This is a genomic window from Streptomyces sp. NPDC014882 (genome assembly GCF_043081325.1).
Lineage (GTDB): Bacteria > Actinomycetota > Actinomycetes > Streptomycetales > Streptomycetaceae > Streptomyces.
Genome location: NZ_JBIBWL010000003.1, coordinates 501630 through 523566 on the forward strand (window position 1 = coordinate 501630; position 21937 = coordinate 523566).

Genomic DNA, 21937 nt, shown 5'->3' on the forward strand with positions numbered 1-21937 from the left:
CTGGCACAGCACGAGCCGGGCTCGTCGGCGGGTTGCCGGAGCGGCTGCGGCATGTTGCGTTGGTAAGCCTTGATCAGCGTTGCTCAGCGTCTCCCGGGCGGTCCCCACGTTCGGGGCGGGATTGGCTTCCAGTCTACCGGTAGCGCCGACAGTGATGGGGGTTTGCCGGTACCTGAGTCCGCATGTGCCGCCCTCAACCGGTCTCCACCGGGTCCCCATATACGGAGCGGGCCCCCAAGAGGCTCACAGAGGCACTCAGCGCTTCCGGGTGTCAACCCTTGGCTACCGGCGAGTCAGTTCCGTTCCCGGCGCCTCGTCCGCACCTCGCACGGCCTCTCCAGGAGCGGGTTCCACCCCGGTCCGGACCGCCCGGATCCGGGTCGGACCGGCCCGGACCGCCCGGGATCGGGTCCGGACCGCTCACGGATCTCGGGGAGCCGGAGAGCCCGCACACGAAGACGGCCGGGACGGTGCGACAGCACCGCCCCGGCCGGAGCACGTGACAGATGTCACCCGTAGGTGTCGCCGGGTCCCTTGCTGCCCGGGGCCCGCAGGGGCCCGTACCGACGGACGGGACCCGCCGGACCCTGCACCCTGATCTGCCGCACCCGGCCATGGCCGAGGTCCTCGTTGAGCCGGGCGACCAGCGTCGGGGCGAGCAGCCGCAGGTTCGTCGCCCAGGCCGTGGAGTCGCAGCGCACGAACAGCACCCGCTCGTCCTCGTCGTACCTCTCCGGCTCGCAGTGCTTGGCGACGTCCTCGCCGACGATCCGCGGCCAGCGCCCCATCACCCCGCCCACCGCGGCCGGCGCCTCCCAGCCGCGCTCGGTCAGGAGCCGGTTGATCGCCGCACCGAGCGCCATGGGGTCGCGGCCGTCCGCCCGCGCGCCGGAGCGCAGGCCGCCGCCGCGCCGCGCCTGCTTCTTCTGCTGCACCGCGTCCCCACGCGCGCGTGCCTGCTCGCGCGCCGCCCGCAGCGCCACGCGCGCCAGGTCGACCCCGGAGGGCTCGGGCGTCTTCTTCGGCTCCTGCGGCGTCATACGCGCTCCACGGTCCCCTGCGCCACCGCGTACCGCGCGCCCGCGAGGACATGCGGGACGTCGTCGTCGACGGCAGCCGTGACGAGCACCTGCTCGCCCGGCGCGACCAGCTCCGCCAGCCGCTCCCGCCGCCGGCTGTCCAGCTCGGCGAAGACGTCGTCGAGGATCAGCACCGGCTCGTTGCCCTCGGCCCGGAGCAGGTCGTAGGAGGCCAGCCGCAGGGCCAGCGCGTACGACCAGGACTCACCGTGGGAGGCGTACCCCTTGGCGGGCAGCCGACCGAGCTTGAGCAGGACGTCGTCCCGGTGCGGACCCGCCAGGGTCACGCCCCGTTCGATCTCCTGCTTGCGGACCTCGGCGAGCGCGCCCATCAGCTGCTCGTAGAGGTCCTCCCGCGTGTGCGCCTCACCCGGAGCCGACGCCTTGTACTCCAGCGCGACCGGGCCGCCCCCGGGTGCGAGCTGCTCGTACGCCTTGTCCGCGAGCGGCTGGACCGCGGCCACCAGATCGAGACGGGCGGCCAGCAGCTCGGCGCCCACGCGCGCGAGGTGCTGGTCCCACACGTCGAGCGTGGACAGGTCCATGGTCCGGCCGCCGTGCCGACGGGCCAGCGCGGCGGACTTCAGCAGGGTGTTGCGCTGCCGGAGCACCCGCTCGTAGTCGGAGCGCACCCCGGCCATCCGCGGGGAGCGCGCGGTGATCAGCTCGTCGAGGAACCGGCGCCGCTCACCGGGATCACCCTTCACCAGCGCCAGGTCCTCGGGCGCGAACAGCACGGTCCGTACGATCCCCAGCACGTCACGCGGTTTGACCTGCGAGGACCGGTTGATGCGGGCACGGTTGGCCTTGCCGGGGTTCAGCTCCAGCTCGACGAGCTGCTGCCGCTCACCCTGGCGGACCTGCGCCCGGACGACAGCGCGGTCGGCGCCCATGCGGACCAGGGGCGCGTCGGAGGCGACCCGGTGACTGCCCAGCGTGGCGAGATAGCCCACGGCCTCGACGAGGTTCGTCTTGCCCTGCCCGTTGGGTCCGACGAAAGCGGTGACACCCGGGTCGAGCGGGACTTCGACCCGGGCGTACGAGCGGAAGTCGGCCAGCGACAGATGCGTGACGTGCATGGTCGTTTCGCCGACCTCCCCGGCGTGATGGACCGCCGAAACGGTCCTGCTACGGGCCGTCGGAACGGCCCTGTGGACTACTTCTTCTCTACCGCGTGGCCGCCGAACTGGTTGCGCAGGGCGGCGATCATCTTCATCTGCGGCGAGTCCTCCTGGCGGGAGGCGAACCGCGCGAACAGCGAGGCCGTGATGGCCGGGAGCGGCACCGCGTTGTCGATGGCGGCCTCGACGGTCCAGCGGCCCTCGCCGGAGTCCTGGGCGTAGCCGCGCAGCTTGTCCAGGTGCTCGTCCTCGTCGAGGGCGTTCACCGCGAGGTCGAGCAGCCAGGACCGGATGACCGTGCCCTCCTGCCAGGAGCGGAAGACCTCGCGGACGTCGGTGACCGAGTCGACCTTCTCCAGCAGCTCCCAGCCCTCGGCGTAGGCCTGCATCATGGCGTACTCGATGCCGTTGTGGACCATCTTGGCGAAGTGCCCGGCGCCGACCTTGCCGGCGTGCACCGCGCCGAAGTCGCCCTCGGGCTTGAGCGCGTCGAGGACCGGCTGCACCTTGGCGACGTTCTCCGGGTCGCCGCCGTACATCAGCGCGTAGCCGTTCTCCAGGCCCCACACTCCGCCCGAGACGCCGCAGTCGACGAAGCCGATGCCCTTGGCCGCCAGTTCCGCGGCGTGCTTCTGGTCGTCCGTCCAGCGGGAGTTGCCGCCGTCGACGACGACGTCGCCCGGCTCCAGCAGCTCGCCCAGCTCGTCGACGGTCGACTGGGTGGCGGCACCGGCCGGGACCATCACCCAGACGACCCGCGGGCCCTCGAGCCTGTCCACAAGCTCGGAGAGGCTGTGGACATCGGCGAGGTCCGGGTTGCGGTCGTATCCGACGACGGTGTGGCCCGCGCGGCGGATCCGCTCGCGCATGTTGCCGCCCATCTTGCCGAGGCCGACGAGACCGAGCTCCATCAGTTGTTCCTTAGGTCGCTGTGTGGCGTGTGAGGCACCTTCGTACCCCTGTCCGAGCCTAGTCCCGGCCCGTCACGCACACCTGTGGGCACACGCGCTCAGACGTACCGCCCAGCAACGCGCTCACCTGCGGCTTCATCCACAGGCCGGGAAGACGTCCTCCACGGCCTGTGGACAGGTCCGGACGGCTCAGCCGCTGAGGCGAACCGGCATGATCAGGTACTTGTAGGCCTCGTCCGCCTCGGCGTCGACCGCCGGCCTGCCGCTGAGCAGCGCCGGCTTGGTGGACGTCGTGAAGGACAGCTGGGCCACCGGGGAGTCGATGGCGCTGAGGCCGTCCAGCAGGAAGGTCGGGTTGAAGGCGATCGAGATGTCGTCACCGTCGAGCTGGGCGTCGACCCTCTCCACAGCCTGTGCGTCGTCGCTGGAACCGGCCTCCAGGATGAGCACGCCCTGCTCGAAGCTGAGCCGCACCGGGGTGTTGCGCTCGGCGACCAGGGCCACGCGCTTGACGGCCTCCACGAAGGGGGCGGTCTCGATCACGGCGACGGAGTTGAACTCCGTCGGGAACAGGGTGCGGTACTTCGGGAGGTCGCCCTCCAGGAGCCGGGTCGTCGTACGGCGGCCGGCGCCCTCGAAGCCGATCAGGCCCTCGCCCGCGCCCGAGCCGGACAGGGCGATGGTCACGCTGTCGCCGCTCGTGAGCGCCTTGGCGGTGTCCAGAAGCGTCTTGGCGGGCACCAGGGCCACCGCGGACGCGTCCGGGTTCTCCGGCTTCCACAGGAACTCGCGGACCGCGAAGCGGTAGCGGTCGGTGGAGGCCAGCGTCACGGTGTCGCCCTCGATCTCGATGCGCACACCGGTGAGGACGGGCAGGGTGTCGTCGCGGCCGGCCGCGATGGCGACCTGGGCGGCGGCGGAGGCGAAGACCTCGCCGGGAACCGTGCCCGTGGCGTTCGGCATCTGGGGCAGCGACGGGTACTCCTCCACAGGCAGTGTGTGGAGCGTGAACCGCGAGGAGCCGCAGACCACCGTGGCCCGTACACCGTCTGTGGAAATCTCCACGGGGCGGTTGGGGAGCGCCCGGCAGATGTCCGCGAGCAGGCGGCCGGAGACGAGGACGGTGCCCTCCTCCTCCACCTCGGTCTCCACCGACACGCGCGCCGAGACCTCGTAGTCGAAGCTGGAGAGGCTGAGGGCTCCGTTCTCGGCCTTCAGCAGGAGGCCGGCGAGGACAGGCGCCGGCGGACGGGCCGGGAGGCTGCGCGCCGCCCAGGCAACTGCCTCCGCGAGTACGTCGCGTTCCACCCGGATCTTCACTCTTGCCGCCTCCTGCTGTTGCCGGCGCTTCTCGCTCTGCCTGGCCTTCGTCGTCTGTCTCGGTGTCGTCGGCCCCGATGGGGGGAAGGACCACCGGGGACCAGTCTGACGCACCGCACTGACAGTAGGTGCCCGTCGGGGTCAAGTCGTGACGAGGGGCAGCCGGGACCCGGACGACGAGTTGTGCACAGGACCCCCTTCGAACCGGATTTCTCGCTCTCTCTGGTTGGGAGTAGTAGTAGGGGCTGTGGATACCGTGGATAACCCTGTTTCCGCAGCTCAGAGGCGAGATTTTGTCCACTGGCCCTGGGGACGGAGGCGGTGGACAACCGGGGCCTTCTGTGGAGAACGGAAAGTTCTGCACACCCCGTGCACAGGGTGAGGCGACTTCTCCCCAGGACCGTCCCCAGCTTTACCCGCTTTTCCCACAGCCCGATCCGACGTCCTCGTGTGACGCCTTTCACTCGGACCGGTGAGAAGGTGCGTCGAGTTGCCGAACAGTGGACAGCCATGTGGAGAAACCGGTGATCGCTGGGGACAACCAACCAAACCCTGTGGGTTGCCCGTGGACAACTTCGTACACAGGTTGTGGACCGACTCACCATCCACAACCTGTGGAAAACTTCTGTCCACCAATCCACAGCCAGGTGACCTGCCTCGATTCTCTTTCACCTAGGCTGCCTGTGGACAGGATCTGGACAACTTGGCAGTCCCCAGGATGTGGACGGGAGAAAGTCACCGAATCTGTGGAGAGTGGCCGTAACCCGGCGAGTAATCGAACAGCGGATGACCGGACGCCGGCCCGCGACACGAAGAAGGGCGTCCCGGGAACAGCCCCCGGAACGCCCTCGACAGGTCCGTGCGGCCCCGTCAGCCCGCCTTGATGCGGTTCGTCAGCTCGGTCACCTGGTTGTAGATGGAGCGCCGCTCGGCCATCAGATTGCGGATCTTGCGGTCCGCGTGCATGACCGTCGTGTGGTCGCGGCCGCCGAACAGGGCGCCGATCTTCGGCAGCGAGAGGTCCGTCAGCTCGCGGCACAGGTACATGGCGATCTGCCGGGCCGTCACCAGCGCGCGGCCGCGGGAGGTGCCGCACAGGTCCTCGACTGTGAGCCCGAAGTAGTCGGCGGTCGCGCCCATGATGGCCGTCGAGGTGATCTCGGGCGCCGAGTCGTCGCCGCCGGGCATCAGGTCCTTCAGGACGATCTCGGTCAGGCCCAGGTCCACCGGCTGCCGGTTGAGCGACGCGAACGCCGTCACCCGGATCAGCGCGCCCTCCAGCTCGCGGATGTTGCGCGAGACGCGGGACGCGATGAACTCCAGCACCTCCGGCGGGGCGTTGAGCTGCTCCTGCACCGCCTTCTTGCGCAGGATCGCGATCCGCGTCTCCAGCTCGGGCGGCTGGACGTCCGTGATCAGACCCCACTCGAAACGGTTCCGCAGCCGGTCCTCCAGCGTCACCAGCTGCTTCGGCGGCCGGTCGGAGGACAGCACGATCTGCTTGTTGGCGTTGTGGAGCGTGTTGAAGGTGTGGAAGAACTCCTCCTGCGTCGACTCCTTGTCCGCCAGGAACTGGATGTCGTCGACGAGCAGGATGTCCATCTCGCGGTACCGCTTGCGGAAGCTGTCGCCCTTGCCGTCGCGGATGGAGTTGATGAACTCGTTGGTGAACTCCTCCGAGCTGACGTACCGCACCCGCGTGCCCGGATAGAGGCTGCGCGCGTAGTGCCCGATGGCGTGCAGCAGGTGCGTCTTGCCGAGTCCCGACTCCCCGTAGATGAACAGAGGGTTGTACGCCTTCGCGGGCGCCTCGGCGACGGCGACCGCGGCCGCGTGCGCGAAACGGTTCGAGGCACCGATGACGAACGTGTCGAAGAGGTACTTCGGGTTGAGCCGGGCGGTCGGCTCGCCGGGCCCGCTCGCCGGCGCGGGCTTCGCGCCCAGCGTGCCGGGCGTGCCGGGCTGGGCGTGACCGGCCGGACCGCGGTGCGGATGGCCGCCACCGGCCGGTGACTCCGGCATCTCCCGCCGGGCGGGGTCGCGCTGGTCGTACTCGGGGCGCACCTGCTGGTACTCGGAACGCTTCTGCTCGTAGGGCGAGCGATCGTAGGACGGCCGCTCCATGGCCTGCGGCCGGTAGTCCTGCGACGGCGGGCCGTAGGAGTCCTGGGCCGGGGAGGACGGGCCGTAGGCGTCCTGGGACGGCGGGCCGTACGCGTCCTGCCCTGAGGAGCCGCCGTAGGAGTTCTGGGACGGCGACGCGTAAGGGTCGCGCTCGGGGAAACCGAGGCGCTGCTGCTGCCAGCCGTACTCCTCCTGCCCCGGCCGGGGCCAGGCGCCGGGCTCGGGCCGCTGGTACTCCGAGGGGTAGGCCGGCCGCGCGGTGGGCAGCTGGTCCTGGCGGGCGCCCTGGTCGCCCCCGCCCTGGGACTGATCGGCGCGGTGCCGGCCGTAGCCCTGGTACGGGTTGTCGCGCGGGCCGTCGTACGGGCCCGGCTGCTCCTCGGGTTCGTCGTAGCGCGACGGCGTCGACGGGGCGGAGGGCTCCCCCGCGGAGTCGTCGACGGTGATCGCGATCCGGATCGGCCGGCCGCACTCGCGGCTCAGCGTCTCGCTGACGACCGGGGCGAGACGGCCCTCCAGCACGCCCTTGGCGAATTCGTTCGGTACGGCGAGCAGAGCGGTGTCCGCGACCAGGGCGAGGGGCTGGCAGCGCCTGATCCAGTGCTCGTCCTTCACCTCGACCCCCTGGCCGCGGCCCTCACCGAGGAGCTGATCCAGTACGCGTGGCCACACTGCGGCAAGATCGGCAGGTACGTCAGCCACAGGGCACGCTCTCTCGTGGGTCCCACGTTCGTGTGAGGGTGGGACGGTTGGTGATTCGCATCGGGTGGGAGCAGGGACAAAGGAACGAATCGGAGTTCAGCCACGGTAGTCAGGCCGACGGCTGCGGTTCAAGTTGTTGTCCCCAGCCTGTGGACAGTGTCCCCCGACCGGCGTCGGTTTGACCGGATGGCGTAGCCGCGCGTACCGTGACCAGGTCGAGTTGTCGATGGCTGCTGCCGCCTGCCTCCGATGGGCACAGATCACGTCAGGTGATCGGGAAGCGGTGCACTCGGGCGTTGACCGCGAGCTACCTCGTGGGCGCACGGTGACAGCCAGGACGGCACCCCGCCACCACCGATTGATTTCTGGAGCCCTCGAGTGAGCAAGCGCACCTTCCAGCCGAACAACCGTCGTCGCGCCAAGACCCACGGCTTCCGCCTGCGGATGCGCACCCGTGCCGGCCGCGCGATTCTCGCGAACCGCCGCAGCAAGGGTCGCGCCAACCTGTCCGCCTGAGCCTGATCAGGTCATGACGTCGTGCTGCCTACCGAGCATCGGCTGAGGCGGCGCGAGGACTTCGCGACCGCGGTACGACGGGGTCGTCGGGCAGGACGCCCGACCCTCGTCGTCCACCTTCGAAGCGGTGCAACGGACCCGCACGCGCCTGGGGAGAGCGCTCCCCCGACGCGTGCGGGTTTCGTCGTGAGCAAGGCCGTGGGCGGAGCAGTCGTGCGCAACACGGTGAAGCGCAGACTGCGCCATCTGATGCGCGACCGGGTCACCCTTCTTCCCCCCGGTAGCCTGGTAGTCGTACGGGCGCTGCCCGGTGCGGGTGAAGCCGACCACGCACAGCTGGCCCAAGACCTCGATGCCGCCCTTCAACGGCTACTAGGAGGGGGCGCGCGATGAAGTACCCGCTGCTGGCCTTGATCAAGCTCTACCAGTGGACGATCAGCCCGCTGCTCGGGCCGGTGTGCAAGTACTACCCGTCGTGCTCCCACTACGGCTACACGGCCATTGACCGACACGGTGCGATCAAGGGAACGGCCCTCACCGCCTGGCGCATCCTGCGATGCAATCCGTGGTCGCTCGGCGGCGTGGACCATGTCCCGCCGCGCAAGCGTCCGCGGTGGCACGAGATGCTGCGCAACACATGGCGCGCACGCAAGGGCGGGCCCTCCGCCGCCGAAACGGCCACCGGGGAGAATCCTTCTCCGAGCCCGGCCGCAGAGACCCCGTCCCATGCCCAAGGAGCATGATTAGTGGACACGATTGCCAGCCTCTTCAGTTTCATCACCACACCCGTCTCCTGGGTCATCGTCCAGTTCCACAAGGTGTACGGCGCCCTCTTCGGTGCTGACACCGGGTGGGCCTGGGGCCTGTCCATCGTGTCCCTGGTGATCCTCATCCGGATCTGCCTGATCCCGCTCTTCGTGAAGCAGATCAAGGCGACGCGGGCGATGCAGACTCTGCAGCCCGAGATGAAGAAGATCCAGGAGCGCTACAAGAACGACAAGCAGCGCCAGTCCGAAGAGATGATGAAGCTGTACAAGGAGACGGGCACCAACCCGCTCTCCTCGTGCCTTCCCATCCTGGCGCAGTCCCCGTTCTTCTTCGCGCTCTACCACGTGCTCAACGGCATCGCCAACGGTGACACCATCGGTGTGATCAACGAGAGCCTGCTGCAGAGCGCGCAGAAGGCGCACATCTTCGGCGCCCCGCTCGCCGCGAAGTTCACCGACAGTGCCGCGGACGTCACCGCGCTCGACGCCTCGCTGGCCAGCGTCCGCATCGTCACCGCGATCATGATCGTCATGATGTCGGCCTCACAGTTCTTCACGCAGCGCCAGCTGATGACGAAGAACGTCGACACCACGGTGAAGACGCCGTTCATGCAGCAGCAGAAGATGCTGATGTACGTCTTCCCCGTCATGTTCGCCGTCTTCGGCATCAACTTCCCGGTCGGTGTCCTCGTCTACTGGCTGACCACCAACGTGTGGACCATGGGCCAGCAGATGTACGTCATCCGCAACAACCCGACCCCCGGCTCCAAGGCCCAGGGTGCCTACCTGGAGCGCCTGTACAAGCAGGTCACGCACCACGGCAAGACGCGCAGCCGCGGCCAGAGGGCCATCGTCAAGGCGATCGTGGCCAAGGGCCGTGACCGCAACGACTACGAGCGCAAGTTCATCAACGGCCTGAACAAGGCGGGCTTCGCGGCCCAGCCCGACGGCACCGTCGCGAGGGGTGAGGCCCAGACCGCCACCCTCACCGAGGACGGCGAGGCCACGACGGCCACGGCCCGGCGTCAGCAGCCCAAGCGCCAGACCAAGGCCCAGCGCCAGTCCGGAACCACGAAGCCGGCCGGCGAGCCCACCTCGCTGACGAAGTCCGACGAGCCGCAGGACGCCAAGCCTGCCGGTGCCCCCAAGCCGAAGACCGGCTCCGGTGGCCGCAGCAGGGCCCAGTCCGGGCAGCGCAAGGGTGGCCCGCAGCGCCCCAAGTCCCCGTCCAAGAAGTAAGAAGGAGCTCATCCCGTGACGGAAGGCACCACCTCCGCCGCCGCCGAGGGTGCAGACACCCTGACCCGCCTGGAGCAGGAGGGTGAGATCGCGGCGGACTACCTCGAGGGTCTGCTGGACATCGCCGACCTCGACGGCGACATCGACATGGATGTCGAGGCCGACCGCGCTTCGGTGTCGATCATCAGTGACGCGGGCGGCCGAGACCTGTACAAGCTCGTCGGCCGGGACGGTGAGGTACTGGAGGCACTGCAGGAGCTGACGCGTCTTGCCGTGCACCGGGAGACCGGCGACCGCAGCCGACTGATGCTGGACATCGCCGGCTACCGGGCCAAGAAGCGCACAGAGCTCTCCGAGCTGGGCGCCAAGGCCGCGATCGACGCGAAGAACAGCGGTGAGCCGGTCAAGCTGGACCCGATGACGCCCTTCGAGCGCAAGGTCGTCCACGACGCGGTCAAGGCGGCCGGTCTGCGCAGCGAGTCCGAGGGCGAGGAGCCGCAGCGCTTCGTCGTCGTACTGCCCAACTGATTCAGTACGCACGTATCACCGGCCCCGTCTGTCGCGCAGGCGGGGCCGGTCTTTGTCAGCCTGGTGGTTCTGGTGGTCGGCGCGGAACGCGTCGATGCGGTACGGAAGGACGGTCCCCGTGACGGAGGCAGCGGAACTCCCCCCTGCGCCCGAGCAAGCACGCGAGGTATTCGGTGATCGCTTCGCGGATGCGGTCCGGTACGCCGAGCTCCTGGCAGAGGCAGGTGTACAACGCGGGCTCATCGGCCCGCGAGAAGTGCCCCGACTGTGGGAGAGGCACATCCTGAACTGTGCGGTGCTCTCCGAAGCCGTGCCCGAGGACGTGACGATCTGCGACGTCGGATCCGGTGCCGGCCTGCCCGGCATTCCCCTGGCCCTGGTTCGGGAGGATCTGAAGATCACCCTCCTGGAGCCGCTCCTGCGACGCACCAACTTCCTGACCGAGGTCGTCGAGCTTCTCGGCCTGGACCATGTGACCGTCGTGCGCGGCCGCGCCGAAGAGGTCATGGGCAAGCTGCCGCCGGTCCATGTCGTGACCGCCCGCGCTGTCGCCCCCTTGGATCGCCTGGCCGCCTGGGGCATTCCGCTGCTGCGCCCCTACGGGGAAATGCTCGCGCTGAAGGGAGACACCGCCGAGGAGGAGCTGAAGAGCGCCGCCACCGCGCTGAGCAAGCTCGGCGCGGTGAGCACGTCGATCCTCCACGTCGGCGAGGGAGTGGTCGATCCGCTCTCCACGGTCGTGCGGGTCGAGGTCGGGGAGAGCCCTGGGGGTGTGAGGTTCGCCGCGAAGCGGGCCAAGGCGGCCCGGACAGGCCGCACGCGTCGTCGTCGCTGATCCGGATCTCAGAACGGTCGTACTCCACACAAGCTGCCCAACCTACGCATGACGGAGTGTCGCGGCAGTTCGGTCACGGGCGCTGTGCATCGTGTTTCACGTGAAACCTCGCTCATTGCTGCACGGCATCATCAGTCGCGGACGCGTTGCGGCCGAACCTCGCGATCGGAAGCCTCTCGGCTCACTCGTCAGTGGGGCGGAGATGTCCACAGAGGTGGATTTCTCCACAGAAGACCAGGCCTCACTGGTTCGTGACCCCGAAGGCATGGGAGGCTCTGTGCACTGCGAGCCTGAAGTCGAGGAGAGTGAATCCTTGCGGTCCGACGCCAACATCGCGGGACCGATGACCGATCCGGTCCCCGGTCCCCGTACCGAGTCGTTGGGGGAAGATGTTTCACGTGAAACACCGCCTCCGATGGACGACACTCCGATCGGTCGTGCTGCCCAGCTGGCGGTAGAGGCTCTCGGCCGTGCAGGTGAAGGCCTGCCGCGGCCTGAGCAGACCCGCATCATCGTCGTAGCCAATCAGAAGGGCGGTGTGGGCAAGACGACGACGACCGTCAACCTTGCCGCATCGCTCGCCCTGCACGGTGGTCGTGTTCTGGTGATCGACCTCGACCCGCAGGGCAATGCCTCCACCGCGCTCGGGATCGACCATCACGCCGAAGTTCCGTCCATCTACGACGTGCTGGTCGAGAGCCGCCCCCTGGCGGAAGTGGTCCAGCCGGTCCCCGATGTCGAGGGCCTCTTCTGCGCTCCCGCCACGATCGATCTCGCTGGTGCGGAGATCGAACTTGTGTCGTTGGTGGCGCGCGAAAGCCGGCTCGAGCGAGCCATCCAGGCGTACGAGCAACCGCTGGATTACGTCCTCATCGACTGTCCACCCTCGCTCGGCCTCCTGACGGTCAATGCGCTGGTCGCCGGCCAGGAGGTTCTCATCCCGATCCAGTGCGAGTACTACGCACTGGAGGGACTGGGGCAGCTGCTGCGCAACGTCGATCTGGTGCGAGGCCATCTCAACCCCACCCTCCATGTGTCGACCATCCTGCTCACCATGTACGACGGCCGGACGCGCCTCGCGTCGCAGGTCGCCGAGGAGGTGCGCACCCACTTCGGCGACGAGGTGCTACGGACGAGCATTCCCCGCTCGGTCCGTATCTCCGAAGCGCCGAGCTACGGCCAGACGGTGCTGACCTACGATCCTGGATCGAGCGGTGCCCTGTCCTACCTTGAAGCAGCCCGAGAGATCGCGCTGAGGGGCGTCGGTGTCAGCTACGACGGCACGCACGCCCACATCGGCGCTCAGAACAACCCGACCATGGAGGGGATGCAGTGAGTGATCGACGGAGGGGGCTGGGCCGTGGTCTCGGCGCACTGATTCCTGCTGCCCCAACGGAGAGGACACCGGCGCAGACCGCGATGGGCGGTGGAGCCCCCACGACTTCCGCCGGTATTCCGGCCCTGGCGACCGATCGTGGAGTAGCCGCGGCGAAGGTGGCCACGCTGCCCCTTGTTCCACGTGAAACCGAGGAGTCCTCGGCGAACGGTGCGGAGGATGTTCCGGCACCGCCCCTGGGCGCCCATTTCGCGGAACTCCCGCTCGACTTCATCACCCCGAACCCGCGTCAGCCGCGCGAGGTCTTCGATGAGGATGCGCTTCAGGAACTGATCACCTCCATCAAGGAGGTCGGGCTCCTCCAGCCGGTCGTCGTACGGCAGACCGGGCCCTCACGCTACGAGCTGATCATGGGCGAGCGGCGCTGGCGGGCCTGCCGTGAGGCGGGCCTGGAGGCGATCCCGGCGATCGTCCGAGCAACGGACGACGAAAAGCTCCTTCTGGACGCGCTGCTGGAGAACCTCCACCGGGCTCAGCTGAACCCTCTGGAGGAGGCTGCCGCCTACGACCAGTTGCTGAAGGACTTCAACTGCACCCACGACCAGCTGGCGGACCGGATCGGACGCTCACGGCCTCAGGTCTCCAACACGCTGCGGCTGCTGAAGCTCTCTCCGGCGGTGCAGCGCCGGGTGGCGGCCGGTGTGCTCTCGGCCGGCCACGCGCGGGCTCTGCTCTCCGTCGATGACTCGGAGGAGCAGGACCGGCTGGCTCACCGCATCGTGGCGGAGGGACTGTCCGTGCGGGCGGTCGAAGAGATCGTGACCCTCATGGGATCGCGCTCCCAGACCCCGCAGCGTTCCAAGGGGCCCCGCGCCGGAGGTCGGGTGTCACCGGCGCTGTCCGACCTCGCCACTCGCCTCTCGGACCGCTTCGAGACGCGAGTCAAGGTCGACCTGGGGCAGAAGAAGGGCAAGATCACCGTCGAATTCGCCTCCATGGAGGACCTCGAGCGGATTCTCGACAGTCTGGCTCCCGGCGAAGGCCCCGTTCTTCAGAAGGGCCTCGTGGAGGGTGAGTCCGAGGAAGCGGACGACTGAACCTTTCCCCTGGCAGGGTCGCCCACACCCGCCGACTGCAAAGAGCGAGCCTCCTCCGTTGCGTACGGGAGCACGGCTCGCTCTTTGCTTTCACCCGGTGTCGAGAGAGTCGCCTCGTGGATACGATGCGAGAAGCTAGGGCATGGCCACCTGATGCTCTCTCCGTGCGGCAGATGGGGCCGCACGGAGGACGGACCAGGCCGGACTGATGAGCACGGCCGTGGGTATCGGTGCGGTCGGCGGGTTCGTCGGCGGCCCGCTCAGGCAACGCAGCGCTCTGACAGCCGCTCGCGGTGCCGCGGGCGAAGGAAGCGAGGGATCAGCCTTCATGGGGCGTCGGCTCGTACCGCTCACACTGGACAACCTTCAGGACCTTCCCCAGCGCTGCCGCTCATGTGTCTTCTGGGAGCTGGACCCCGTCAGCGGCGAGGCAGCCTTGAGGACGGGCACGACGGCGATGGAGAAAGAGGCCTGGATCTCCGCCGTACTGCTCGACTGGGGCTCCTGCGGCAGGGTCGTTTACGTCGATGACCTCCCGGTGGGCTACGTGCTCTACGCTCCGCCCGCGTACGTTCCCCGCTCGACGGCGTTTCCCACGAGCCCCGTCTCCCCCGACGCCGTACAGCTGATGACCGCGTTCATCGTGCCGGGCTACCAGGGGCAAGGACTCGGCCGGGTGATGGTGCAGACGGTTGCCAAGGATCTGCTGCGGCGGGGCTTCAAAGCGATCGAGGCGTTCGGTGACGCCCGCTGGAAGGATCCGGCCTGCCTTCTCCCGGCCGACCATCTGCTGGCGGTGGGCTTCAAGACGGTTCGGCCGCATCCTTCTCACCCACGGTTGCGGTTGGAACTGCGCACCACCCTCTCGTGGAAGGAAGACGTGGAGATGGCGCTCGACCGGCTCCTGGGTGCCGTGCAGAAAGAGCCGGCACTGCGACCGCTGTGATCAGCTCTCCGGACAAGCAAGTGGGCCGACCCTTTCGGATCGGCCCACTTGTGTTTCACGTGAAACATTCATCGCTTGCGCGATGTTCAGAACGTCACTCGGCGATGAAGTCCTCGAGGTCGCGGACGAGTGCGGCCTTGGGCTTGGCGCCGACGATGGTCTTGGCGACCTCACCGTTCTGATACACGTTCAGAGTCGGGATGGACATCACGCCGTACTTGGCGGCCGTACCCGGGTTCTCGTCGATGTTGAGCTTGACGACCTCGATCTTGTCGCCGTACTCGGCCGCGATCGCCTCGAGGGACGGGGCGATCTGGCGGCACGGGCCGCACCAGGCAGCCCAGAAGTCCACCAGGACGGGCTTCTCGCTCTTGAGGACGTCCTGCTCGAAGGAGTCGTCGGTTACGTGCTTGAGGTCGGCCACGGCGGGCTCCTTTAAGTGATGTGTGTGGTGGGGCGGGAGGTCAGACGGCGGTCTTCTCGGGCTCGGCCTGCTCCTCGTCCGCGAGGGCGGCGAGATAGCGCTCGGCGTCGAGGGCGGCGGAGCAGCCGGTGCCGGCCGCGGTGATCGCCTGACGGTAGGTGTGGTCGACGACGTCGCCCGCGCCGAAGACGCCCGTCACGTTCGTCCGAGTGGACGGGGCGGCGACCTTCAGGTAGCCCTCCTCGTCCAGGTCGAGCTGGCCCTTGAAGAGTTCGGTGCGCGGATCGTGGCCGATCGCGATGAAGAGGCCCGTCACCGGCAGGTCGGAGAGTTCACCGGTCTTGAGGTTGCGCAGCTTCAGGCCGGCCAGCTTCGGATCGCCCTGGATCTCGGCCACCTCGCTGTCCCAGACGAACGTGATCTTCGGGTCGGCGAAGGCACGCTCCTGCATCGCCTTGGAGGCGCGCAGGGTGTCACGGCGGTGGACGATCGTCACGGACTTGGCGAAGCGCGAGAGGAAGGTGGCCTCCTCCATGGCGGTGTCACCACCGCCGATCACGGCGATGTCCTGGTCCTTGAAGAAGAACCCGTCACACGTGGCGCACCACGAGACGCCGCGGCCGGAGAGGGCGTCCTCGTTGGGCAGGCCGAGCTTGCGGTGCTGAGAGCCGGTGGTGACGATGACGGCCTTGGCCCGGTGGATGGTGCCGGCCGTGTCGGTCACGGTCTTGATCTCACCGGTGAGGTCGACGGAGACGATGTCGTCGGGGATCAGCTCGGCACCGAAGCGCTCGGCTTGGGCGCGCATGTTGTCCATGAGCTCGGGGCCCATGATGCCGTCCTGGAAGCCGGGGAAGTTCTCCACCTCGGTGGTGTTCATCAGGGCGCCGCCCGCGGTGACGGCCCCCTCGAACACCAGCGGCTTCAGCGAAGCGCGGGCGGTGTAGAGCGCCGCCGTGTAGCCGGCGGGCCCGGAGCCGATGATGATCACGTTTCGGACGTCGCTCACGGCTTGATTCCTCGTCTCTGGTCTGTGTCGATCGACCGGGGGAGCTTTTGGGAACTCTCACCCCACCCAACGGATCCTAAGGGGCGTGCATTCCCGGTGTGTCCGGGCACACCAAGGGGTCGACACCGTACGGAATACCACGCTCGGCAGGGACGAGGCCGGGAGGCGTCAACGACGGGTGTAGGAGTCCTTCAGGAGGACCTTCGCCGTGCCGGACGACGGTCGGCCGACGCAGGTCGCGTCCATCAGGTACGCGGTGACCCGCGTGCTGTCGGAGCTGTCGGGGAGGACGACGAGGAGGGCCTCCCTTCCGCGGAACGTGCCCTCCTCGACGGCCAACGCCGCGTCCTTTCGGTCCATGCCCTTCTGGACACAGCCGGGCACCGTGGGCTGTTGGAGGACTCGGGGACCGCTGGTCTCGGGCTCGCCCTGCATGCCCAGCGTCTGTGGACTGGAAGCGGAGGAGACGGCGAGGAGATCGGCGACCTGCTGCTCCAGACCGCTCTCCGAAAAGGTGTCCGACACGGTGGTCCGTGAGTCGGGTGCCGAGGTGCTGGATTCCTCGTCGCCGGTCAGTGATGTCACCAGGGCCGACCCGAGGCCCAGCGTGGCTGCGGCGAAGACGGCTCCCAGGACAGCGATCCTCCGGCGCCCACTCCGACGGCGATTCTTCCGCCCGAGCCCGCCGGCAGAAGGACGAGCCCGCCCTGCGGGCCGCGACTGCGCCGCCGATGTTTCACGTGAAACATGCGGAGCGGTACCGCTCGACCCGGGAACGGTCGCCCCCGCCGGGCCCGGAGGGGACGGGGCCGTGGCGCTGAGCAATGCCTCGGCTGCGAGTGCGGCATCAATGCGTTGGGCGACATCATCCGGCATCCGTGCTGGTCCGGACAGCCTTCCCAGGGAGTCTCTGATCTCCTCCAGTGACGCGTGGACGTCCGCACAGAGCACGCAGGAGTCGAGATGCCGGCGCACCTCCGCGCTACGGGAAGGAGTGAGCAACCCTTCGGTGAGCTTGGAGATCTCCGCGACGTCCGGGTGTCCGGCCGTGTCCGTCGTCGATGTCACGTTCGCCCACCTCCGCCCTTCACAGCAGCTGAATCGCCGGTATCGGCGCCGTTCGGACCCCTCTCCCGGGGGTCCGCTGCCGGTGGGACGGATGTCCCCTCCGCCCGGTTCCGTCCCTGACTGCTTTCCCTCACCTCGTCGGAACGCGCCGGCCGCAGATGGGTGAGCAGCGGCAGCAGTCTCGCTCTGCCACGGGCGCAGCGGCTTTTCACCGTCCCTGTCGGCACGTCGAGGATGCGGGCGGCCTCTGCGACGGGGTAGCCCTGCATGTCGACCAGGACGAGTGCCGCACGCTGGTCGGGCGGCAGGGTGCCCAAGGCTTCGAGGAGCTGACGGTGCAGGTCGTTGCGTTCGACGGGAGCCGAGGCCGATTCGTGCGGCTCCAGCAACTGCTCAAGATGCTCGGTGTCGTCGACCGGGGAGGTCTTGCGGGAGGCCGCCTTGCGGACTCGATCCAGACAGGCGTTCACGGTGATCCGGTGCAGCCAGGTGGTGACGGCGGACTGACCGCGGAAGGTGTGGGCGGCCCGGTAGGCGGACACGAGCGCGTCCTGAACCGCGTCAGCGGCCTCCTCGCGGTCTCCCAGTGTCTTCAGGGCCACGGCCCACAGCCGGTCGCGGTGACGCAGCACGAGCTCACCGAAGGCGTCGGGATCGCCCTCCACGTGGCGGGCGAGGAGGTCCTGATCGCTGATTCCGTCGTAGTCGGCGCCTGCTGCCATCGGACCCCCTCCCTCTGGGCGACCTCACCCCGTGAACTTCACGTCCGTGATGGCCTGTTTGTAGCCGGAGCCGCTGAAGCCGTCGGTGGGGGCATAGGGTACGGCGGTGATCCAGAGCAGCACGTACTGGGTCTTCACCGCCTTCGACGCCTTCACCGTCAGGGAGGTACCGCTGGCGTCGGCGGTGCCGATCTCCTTCATCCCGCTGATGCCCGTGGACGGGGTCAGCGCGTCCGTGGCGTAGAGCTTCACGGTCGTGTGATCACCGGAGTACCGGAGGCCTATCGACGCCGCGGAGATCTCCTGGGCCGATCCGAGGTCGTAGACGATGCCCACACCGGGCTTGTACGGAGCGAGGCTGGGGCCTTCTGTGTAGCGCTTGGTCCGCCAGTAGGTGGAGCTGTCGCCGTCATAGGTGTTGGCGACGTCCTCCGCTGCCTGAGCGGAGCCGCTGGCGACGTACTCCTGTGAGCCCTGGATCCTGAGCTGCTGGACCGGCTTGGGCGCGGCGCTGTTGTTGTCGTCGGCGTCCGTGGTCTGCGTCTGGTTCGTGTCGTCGGTGTCGCCCTGGTCCATCAGGGCGTCTGCGAGCTGCCAGCTGCCGAGGCCGAGGGCCGCGATGAGCAGTGCGGAGACCGCCCACTTGAGTGCCTTGCCGGTACGGCTCTGCAGCGGGGGAGGCGGGGCCTGTACCGGCTGGGTGGTGCCCGGGTGCGCCGAGGGACGTCCGTAACTGCCCTGCTGGTAGGTCGTCTGCTGGTACTCGGGAGGTGCGGTGAAGGCGGGCTCCGGCGGGCGGATGCGGGGCATCTCACCGATGGCCTTGACCAGCTCCTCGGGAGTGGTGCAGGCGGACTCGTGCCGGGACGCGGTCGCCCCGTTGTTGACGAGCGCGCGCATCGTCAGCTCCGACAGGCCGCGGTGGACGCCGGCACGCACCTGGTCGGGAGGGATCAGTCCGATGTCCTTGGGCAGTCCGGACAGCCCGTAGGCGTCGTTCTCGTACGGCCAGCGCTGGGTGAGCGCCGCGTACAGCAGGGCGCCGATCGCCTCGGTGTCGGTGCGCTGGGGGGTGTCGGAGCTGATGCCGCGCAGCGCCGCGTTCACGGCGAGACCTCGGATGCGCCACTGGCCCGTGGAGGTGCGCAGCACGGCGTTGGGGTTCAACCGCAGGTGCGCGAGCCCTTCACGGTGGGCTGCCGCCATGGCAGAGGTGATCTGACTGACCATCTGGTAGGCGTCGTGCGGCTCCAGCGGCCCGGAGGCGAGGAGCGTGGTCAGTTCGGTGGCGTCGGGCAGCCATTCGTGGACGACGTAGACGAGGTCGTTCTCCTCTACGGCGTCCAGAACCTGGACGAAACGAGGGTCGCCGAGCAGGGCGGAGGACCGGGCCGCCGCCAGGACGGAACGGGCCCGTGGATGATCGGAGGGCAGTACATGGACGCCGACGGCACGGCGGAGTTTCTCGTCGACCGCACGCCAACTGCTGAAGCCGTCCAGACGGGTGACGCAGTCTTCGAGCCGGTAGCGTCTGGCGAGCTTGTGGCCGCTGTGCAGTTCTGGCGCCGAGGACTTTCCGGGACCCACTGCCCCGCCACTCCCCTGCGCCTGGTCGCTGTCCGTGTCCCGCTCCCGGTTCTTGGTCACACCGTCGGCCGTGGACTGGTCCGCCTGTGCGGTCAGCGGCTCGTCACCGCTGTTGTCTGCCACGTCGACGGCAGCCGTACTCGGTTCCGCCACCGTCGTTCCTGCCTCCCCATCCATGCGCGCCGTCCGACCCCGTGCGCGCCGTCCGACGCCGAACCCAATTGTGCCCACAGTCCGGCGCTATGCACGACACGCGGCGGCGGACGATGGTTGTGCGCCTACCCCTGGCTCAGCGCCCCAGGCGCCCGCGCACCATGCCGACGAGCGAGTTGAGCTCCTCGATCCGCATGCGGCGGGCGGCCACGAAGAAGACGCCGAGCAGGACGGCTCCACCCGCCAGCAGCGCGGCGAAGGAACCGAGGACGCCCTGGCCGAGAGTCCGGGCGATGCCGTAGCAGGCGGCGCCGCTGAGCAGGGCGGCCGGCACGGCGGCGATGCACAGCCGCGCGTACGTCCGCAGCACGCGAGCACCGTCCAGGTCCCCGCCGAGCCGCTTGCGCAGACGGTTCCAGGCGACGCCGACACCGATGGCGTAGGCCAGGCCGTAGGAGGCGGCCATGCCGACCACGGCCCAGCGGGCGGGGAGCAGGAAGTAGCAGGCGGCGGAGGCGGCTGCGTTGACGGCCGCCACGATCACCGTGTTGTAGAAGGGGGTCCGGGTGTCTTCGTACGCGTAGAAGGCACGCAGGACGACGTACTGGACGGAATAGGGGATCAGGCCGAGGCCGAAGGCCATCAGCATGAACCCCATGTTCGTGGCCTCGGTGATGCCCGAGGAGCCGAAGATCAGGGTGCACATCGGGACGCCGAGTGCGATGAACCCGAAGGCGATGGGCACGATCGCGACGGCCGTGGTGCGCAGGCCCTGGGAGATGTCGTCGCGGACGGCACCCGCGTCCTGCTCGGCCGCGGAGCGCGAGATACGGGGCAGCAGGGCGGCCATCAGGGACACGGTGATGATGGCCTGCGGCAGGCCCCAGATCAGCTGTGCGTTGGCGTAGGCGGCGAAACCAGTGCCCTTGACGCCCGAGTCGATGCCCGCGGCGGTGGACAGCTGGGTGACCACCAGCGCGCCCGCCTGGTTGGCGAGGACGAACAGGATCGTCCACTTGGCGAGCATGGCGGCCTTGCCGAGGCCGTGGCCCTTCCAGTCGAAGCGCAGCCGCATCCGGAAGCCGGTCTCGCGCAGGTAGGGAATCATCGCGAGGGCCTGGACGACCAGGCCGAGCAGGATGCCGATGCCGAGGAGGCGCTGGCCCTCCGGCGGGATGTTCGTGACGCTCATGTCGGAGTCCGCCGCGGTGCCGTACACCCACAGGAACATGCCGAGCGTCACGATGATGACGACGTTGTTCAGGACCGGGGTCCACATCATCGCGCCGAACTTCCCCCGGGCGTTGAGGATCTGTCCCATCACCACGTGGACGCCCATGAAGAAGATCGAGGGCAGGAAGTAGCGCGTGAAGGTGACGGCGACCTCGTTGGCCGCCGGGTTGTTCGCGACGGGGTTCGCCAGCATGCGGACCAGGAGCGGCGCGGCGAACATCGCGAGGGCGGTGAGCGCGGCCAGGGCCACCATCACGAGGGTCAGGAGACGGTTGGCGTACGCCTCGCCGCCGTCGTCGTCCTCCTTCATGGCACGCACGAGCTGCGGCACGAAGACGGAGTTGAGGCCACCGCCGACGGTCAGGATGTAGATCATCGTGGGCAGCTGGTAGGCGACCTGGAACGAGTCACCGAGGAAGCCGAGGCCCAGCGCGGAAACGATCATCGCCGACCGGATGAACCCGGTCAGACGCGAGACCATCGTGCCCGCCGCCATCACGGCACTCGACTTCAGCAGCCCCGTGGCCCGCCCGCTCTTCTTCGCGGGGGGCGCCGGGTCCGCCGCCGGGGTGGCGGTGAGGTTCATGGTCTGGTCGACGCCGGACGCCGGCCCCTCGGGCCCCGGAGCACGGACGGCCGTGGGTACCCGGTACTGCGCGGCGGGACCCGGGTCGCCCGGGGCGTGCGCCGGCCCCGGTACCGCGGGCGAGTCCATCGGGGAGCGGGTGCCGCCCTGCTGCTGGTCGCGGAAGAGGTGGGCGAAGGCGTCGGGTTCGTGGCGCTCCTCACCGGAATGCGTGACGAGGTCGTCCACACCCACGAACTGGGTCGTGCGCGGATCGTCGCCGTACGGCAGGTACTGCGTCGGACCCTCCGGCTCGGGCGCCGGGGTCTGGGCCCAGACACGGGGGTCGGGCGCGTACGGGGACTGCTGCGGCCGCCCGTAGAGCGGCTGCTGGGGGGAGTGGGCACCGGGCGCGGGTGGCGGCGGGGGGTGCGCGGCACGGTCGTAGAGTGCCTCGGCGACCGGGTCCTGCGCGGTGAGGTCCTGGGACCGGTAGGGGTCCTGGTCGTAGGCGTCCTGGAGGTACATGTCCGCGGGGTGCTGCGGCGGCACCTGGCCCTGCTCGGGCGGCGGGCCCTCGGGGTGGCCCGAGCTGCCCGCGGCCTGGCCGCGGTCACCGTCGTACGGCGCGTTCATGGTTACCCCACCTCATCGT

The 21937-nt window shown here is 68.9% G+C and carries 20 protein-coding genes; 9 read left to right on the forward strand and 11 right to left on the reverse strand.

Features of this window, described 5'->3' with window-relative positions; translation table 11 throughout:
* Positions 1-509: 509 nt before the first annotated feature.
* The 5 genes from ACF09K_RS10220 to dnaA all read right to left on the reverse strand — a co-directional run bounded on the left by ACF09K_RS10220 (position 510) and on the right by dnaA (position 7257).
* Positions 510-1040, reverse strand: a complete 531-nt coding sequence (locus ACF09K_RS10220; protein WP_392242171.1) for a DUF721 domain-containing protein — start codon at positions 1038-1040, stop codon at positions 510-512.
* Complete coding sequence (recF, locus tag ACF09K_RS10225) at positions 1037-2158, reverse strand: DNA replication/repair protein RecF (protein ID WP_392242172.1); 1122 nt, start codon at positions 2156-2158, stop codon at positions 1037-1039. Before recF ends, ACF09K_RS10220 begins: the two co-directional genes overlap by 4 nt.
* 77 nt (positions 2159-2235) lie before the next feature.
* Positions 2236-3111 carry a phosphogluconate dehydrogenase (NAD(+)-dependent, decarboxylating) gene (gene gnd / locus ACF09K_RS10230; RefSeq protein WP_392242174.1) on the reverse strand — a complete coding sequence of 292 codons (876 nt, stop codon included), beginning with the start codon at positions 3109-3111 and terminating at the stop codon, positions 2236-2238.
* A gap of 189 nt (positions 3112-3300) precedes the next feature.
* Positions 3301-4431 carry a DNA polymerase III subunit beta gene (gene dnaN, locus ACF09K_RS10235; RefSeq protein WP_392242175.1) on the reverse strand — a complete coding sequence of 377 codons (1131 nt, stop codon included), beginning with the start codon at positions 4429-4431 and terminating at the stop codon, positions 3301-3303.
* 870 nt (positions 4432-5301) lie between these two features.
* Positions 5302-7257, reverse strand: a complete 1956-nt coding sequence (gene dnaA / locus ACF09K_RS10240; RefSeq protein WP_392242176.1) for a chromosomal replication initiator protein DnaA — start codon at positions 7255-7257, stop codon at positions 5302-5304.
* A 378-nt stretch (positions 7258-7635) separates the two neighbouring features.
* On the opposite strand from dnaA, the gene rpmH reads away from it, so the two are divergent.
* From rpmH to ACF09K_RS10285, 9 genes are all read left to right on the forward strand, one after another.
* On the forward strand, positions 7636-7773 hold the full coding sequence (rpmH, locus tag ACF09K_RS10245; protein ID WP_018846094.1) for a 50S ribosomal protein L34: 138 nt from the start codon (positions 7636-7638) through the stop codon (positions 7771-7773).
* 21 nt (positions 7774-7794) lie between these two features.
* Positions 7795-8166: a ribonuclease P protein component gene (rnpA, locus tag ACF09K_RS10250; protein ID WP_392242177.1), complete on the forward strand. Its 372-nt coding sequence runs from the start codon at positions 7795-7797 to the stop codon at positions 8164-8166.
* Positions 8163-8516, forward strand: coding sequence for a membrane protein insertion efficiency factor YidD (gene yidD / locus ACF09K_RS10255; RefSeq protein WP_392242178.1), 354 nt, complete (start codon positions 8163-8165; stop codon positions 8514-8516). The genes rnpA and yidD overlap by 4 nt, the downstream gene beginning before the upstream one ends.
* Positions 8517-8519: 3 nt before the next feature.
* Entirely contained in the window at positions 8520-9779 is a 1260-nt protein-coding gene (gene yidC, locus ACF09K_RS10260) for a membrane protein insertase YidC (protein ID WP_392242180.1), read from the forward strand.
* A gap of 15 nt (positions 9780-9794) precedes the next feature.
* Complete coding sequence (locus ACF09K_RS10265; RefSeq protein ID WP_392242181.1) at positions 9795-10307, forward strand: protein jag; 513 nt, start codon at positions 9795-9797, stop codon at positions 10305-10307.
* 118 nt (positions 10308-10425) lie between these two features.
* Positions 10426-11142, forward strand: coding sequence for a 16S rRNA (guanine(527)-N(7))-methyltransferase RsmG (gene rsmG / locus ACF09K_RS10270; protein ID WP_366058279.1), 717 nt, complete (start codon positions 10426-10428; stop codon positions 11140-11142).
* Positions 11143-11407: 265 nt separating this feature from the next.
* Positions 11408-12478 (forward strand): AAA family ATPase, encoded by a 1071-nt coding sequence (locus ACF09K_RS10275; protein ID WP_392242444.1) that lies wholly within the window; start codon positions 11408-11410, stop codon positions 12476-12478.
* Entirely contained in the window at positions 12475-13575 is a 1101-nt protein-coding gene (locus tag ACF09K_RS10280) for a ParB/RepB/Spo0J family partition protein (RefSeq protein WP_392242183.1), read from the forward strand. The genes ACF09K_RS10275 and ACF09K_RS10280 overlap by 4 nt, the downstream gene beginning before the upstream one ends.
* 328 nt (positions 13576-13903) lie before the next feature.
* A complete protein-coding gene (locus ACF09K_RS10285) occupies positions 13904-14521 on the forward strand; it encodes a GNAT family N-acetyltransferase (RefSeq protein ID WP_392242446.1) in 618 nt (205 codons plus the stop codon).
* 94 nt (positions 14522-14615) lie between these two features.
* Here ACF09K_RS10285 and trxA read toward each other — a convergent pair whose 3' ends face one another.
* The 6 genes from trxA to murJ all read right to left on the reverse strand — a co-directional run bounded on the left by trxA (position 14616) and on the right by murJ (position 21918).
* Entirely contained in the window at positions 14616-14945 is a 330-nt protein-coding gene (gene trxA / locus ACF09K_RS10290) for a thioredoxin (RefSeq protein WP_073491213.1), read from the reverse strand.
* A 40-nt stretch (positions 14946-14985) separates the two neighbouring features.
* Positions 14986-15954, reverse strand: a complete 969-nt coding sequence (trxB, locus tag ACF09K_RS10295) for a thioredoxin-disulfide reductase (RefSeq protein ID WP_392242184.1) — start codon at positions 15952-15954, stop codon at positions 14986-14988.
* Positions 15955-16122: 168 nt separating this feature from the next.
* Entirely contained in the window at positions 16123-16539 is a 417-nt protein-coding gene (locus tag ACF09K_RS10300) for a hypothetical protein (protein WP_392242185.1), read from the reverse strand.
* A gap of 479 nt (positions 16540-17018) precedes the next feature.
* Complete coding sequence (gene sigM, locus ACF09K_RS10305; protein WP_392242186.1) at positions 17019-17744, reverse strand: RNA polymerase sigma factor SigM; 726 nt, start codon at positions 17742-17744, stop codon at positions 17019-17021.
* A gap of 24 nt (positions 17745-17768) precedes the next feature.
* The gene (locus ACF09K_RS10310; RefSeq protein ID WP_392242187.1) at positions 17769-19484 is read right to left on the reverse strand and encodes a protein kinase family protein; all 1716 of its coding nucleotides are present in this window, start codon (positions 19482-19484) and stop codon (positions 17769-17771) included.
* 136 nt (positions 19485-19620) lie between these two features.
* Positions 19621-21918: a murein biosynthesis integral membrane protein MurJ gene (gene murJ, locus ACF09K_RS10315; protein ID WP_392242189.1), complete on the reverse strand. Its 2298-nt coding sequence runs from the start codon at positions 21916-21918 to the stop codon at positions 19621-19623.
* Positions 21919-21937 lie beyond the last annotated feature (19 nt).

Excerpts from the sequence above, each read along its gene's own strand:
- ACF09K_RS10275 (WP_392242444.1), top strand. The coding sequence starts at position 11,408 with ATGGGAGGCTCTGTGCACTGCGAGCCTGAAGTCGAGGAGAGTGAATCC.
- ACF09K_RS10285 (WP_392242446.1), top strand. The coding sequence starts at position 13,904 with ATGGGGCGTCGGCTCGTACCGCTCACACTGGACAACCTTCAGGACCTT.
- yidD (WP_392242178.1), top strand. The coding sequence starts at position 8,163 with ATGAAGTACCCGCTGCTGGCCTTGATCAAGCTCTACCAGTGGACGATC.
- sigM (WP_392242186.1), bottom strand. The coding sequence starts at position 17,744 with ATGGCAGCAGGCGCCGACTACGACGGAATCAGCGATCAGGACCTCCTC.
- recF (WP_392242172.1), bottom strand. The coding sequence starts at position 2,158 with ATGCACGTCACGCATCTGTCGCTGGCCGACTTCCGCTCGTACGCCCGG.
- gnd (WP_392242174.1), bottom strand. The coding sequence starts at position 3,111 with ATGGAGCTCGGTCTCGTCGGCCTCGGCAAGATGGGCGGCAACATGCGC.
- ACF09K_RS10220 (WP_392242171.1), bottom strand. The coding sequence starts at position 1,040 with ATGACGCCGCAGGAGCCGAAGAAGACGCCCGAGCCCTCCGGGGTCGAC.
- murJ (WP_392242189.1), bottom strand. The coding sequence starts at position 21,918 with ATGAACGCGCCGTACGACGGTGACCGCGGCCAGGCCGCGGGCAGCTCG.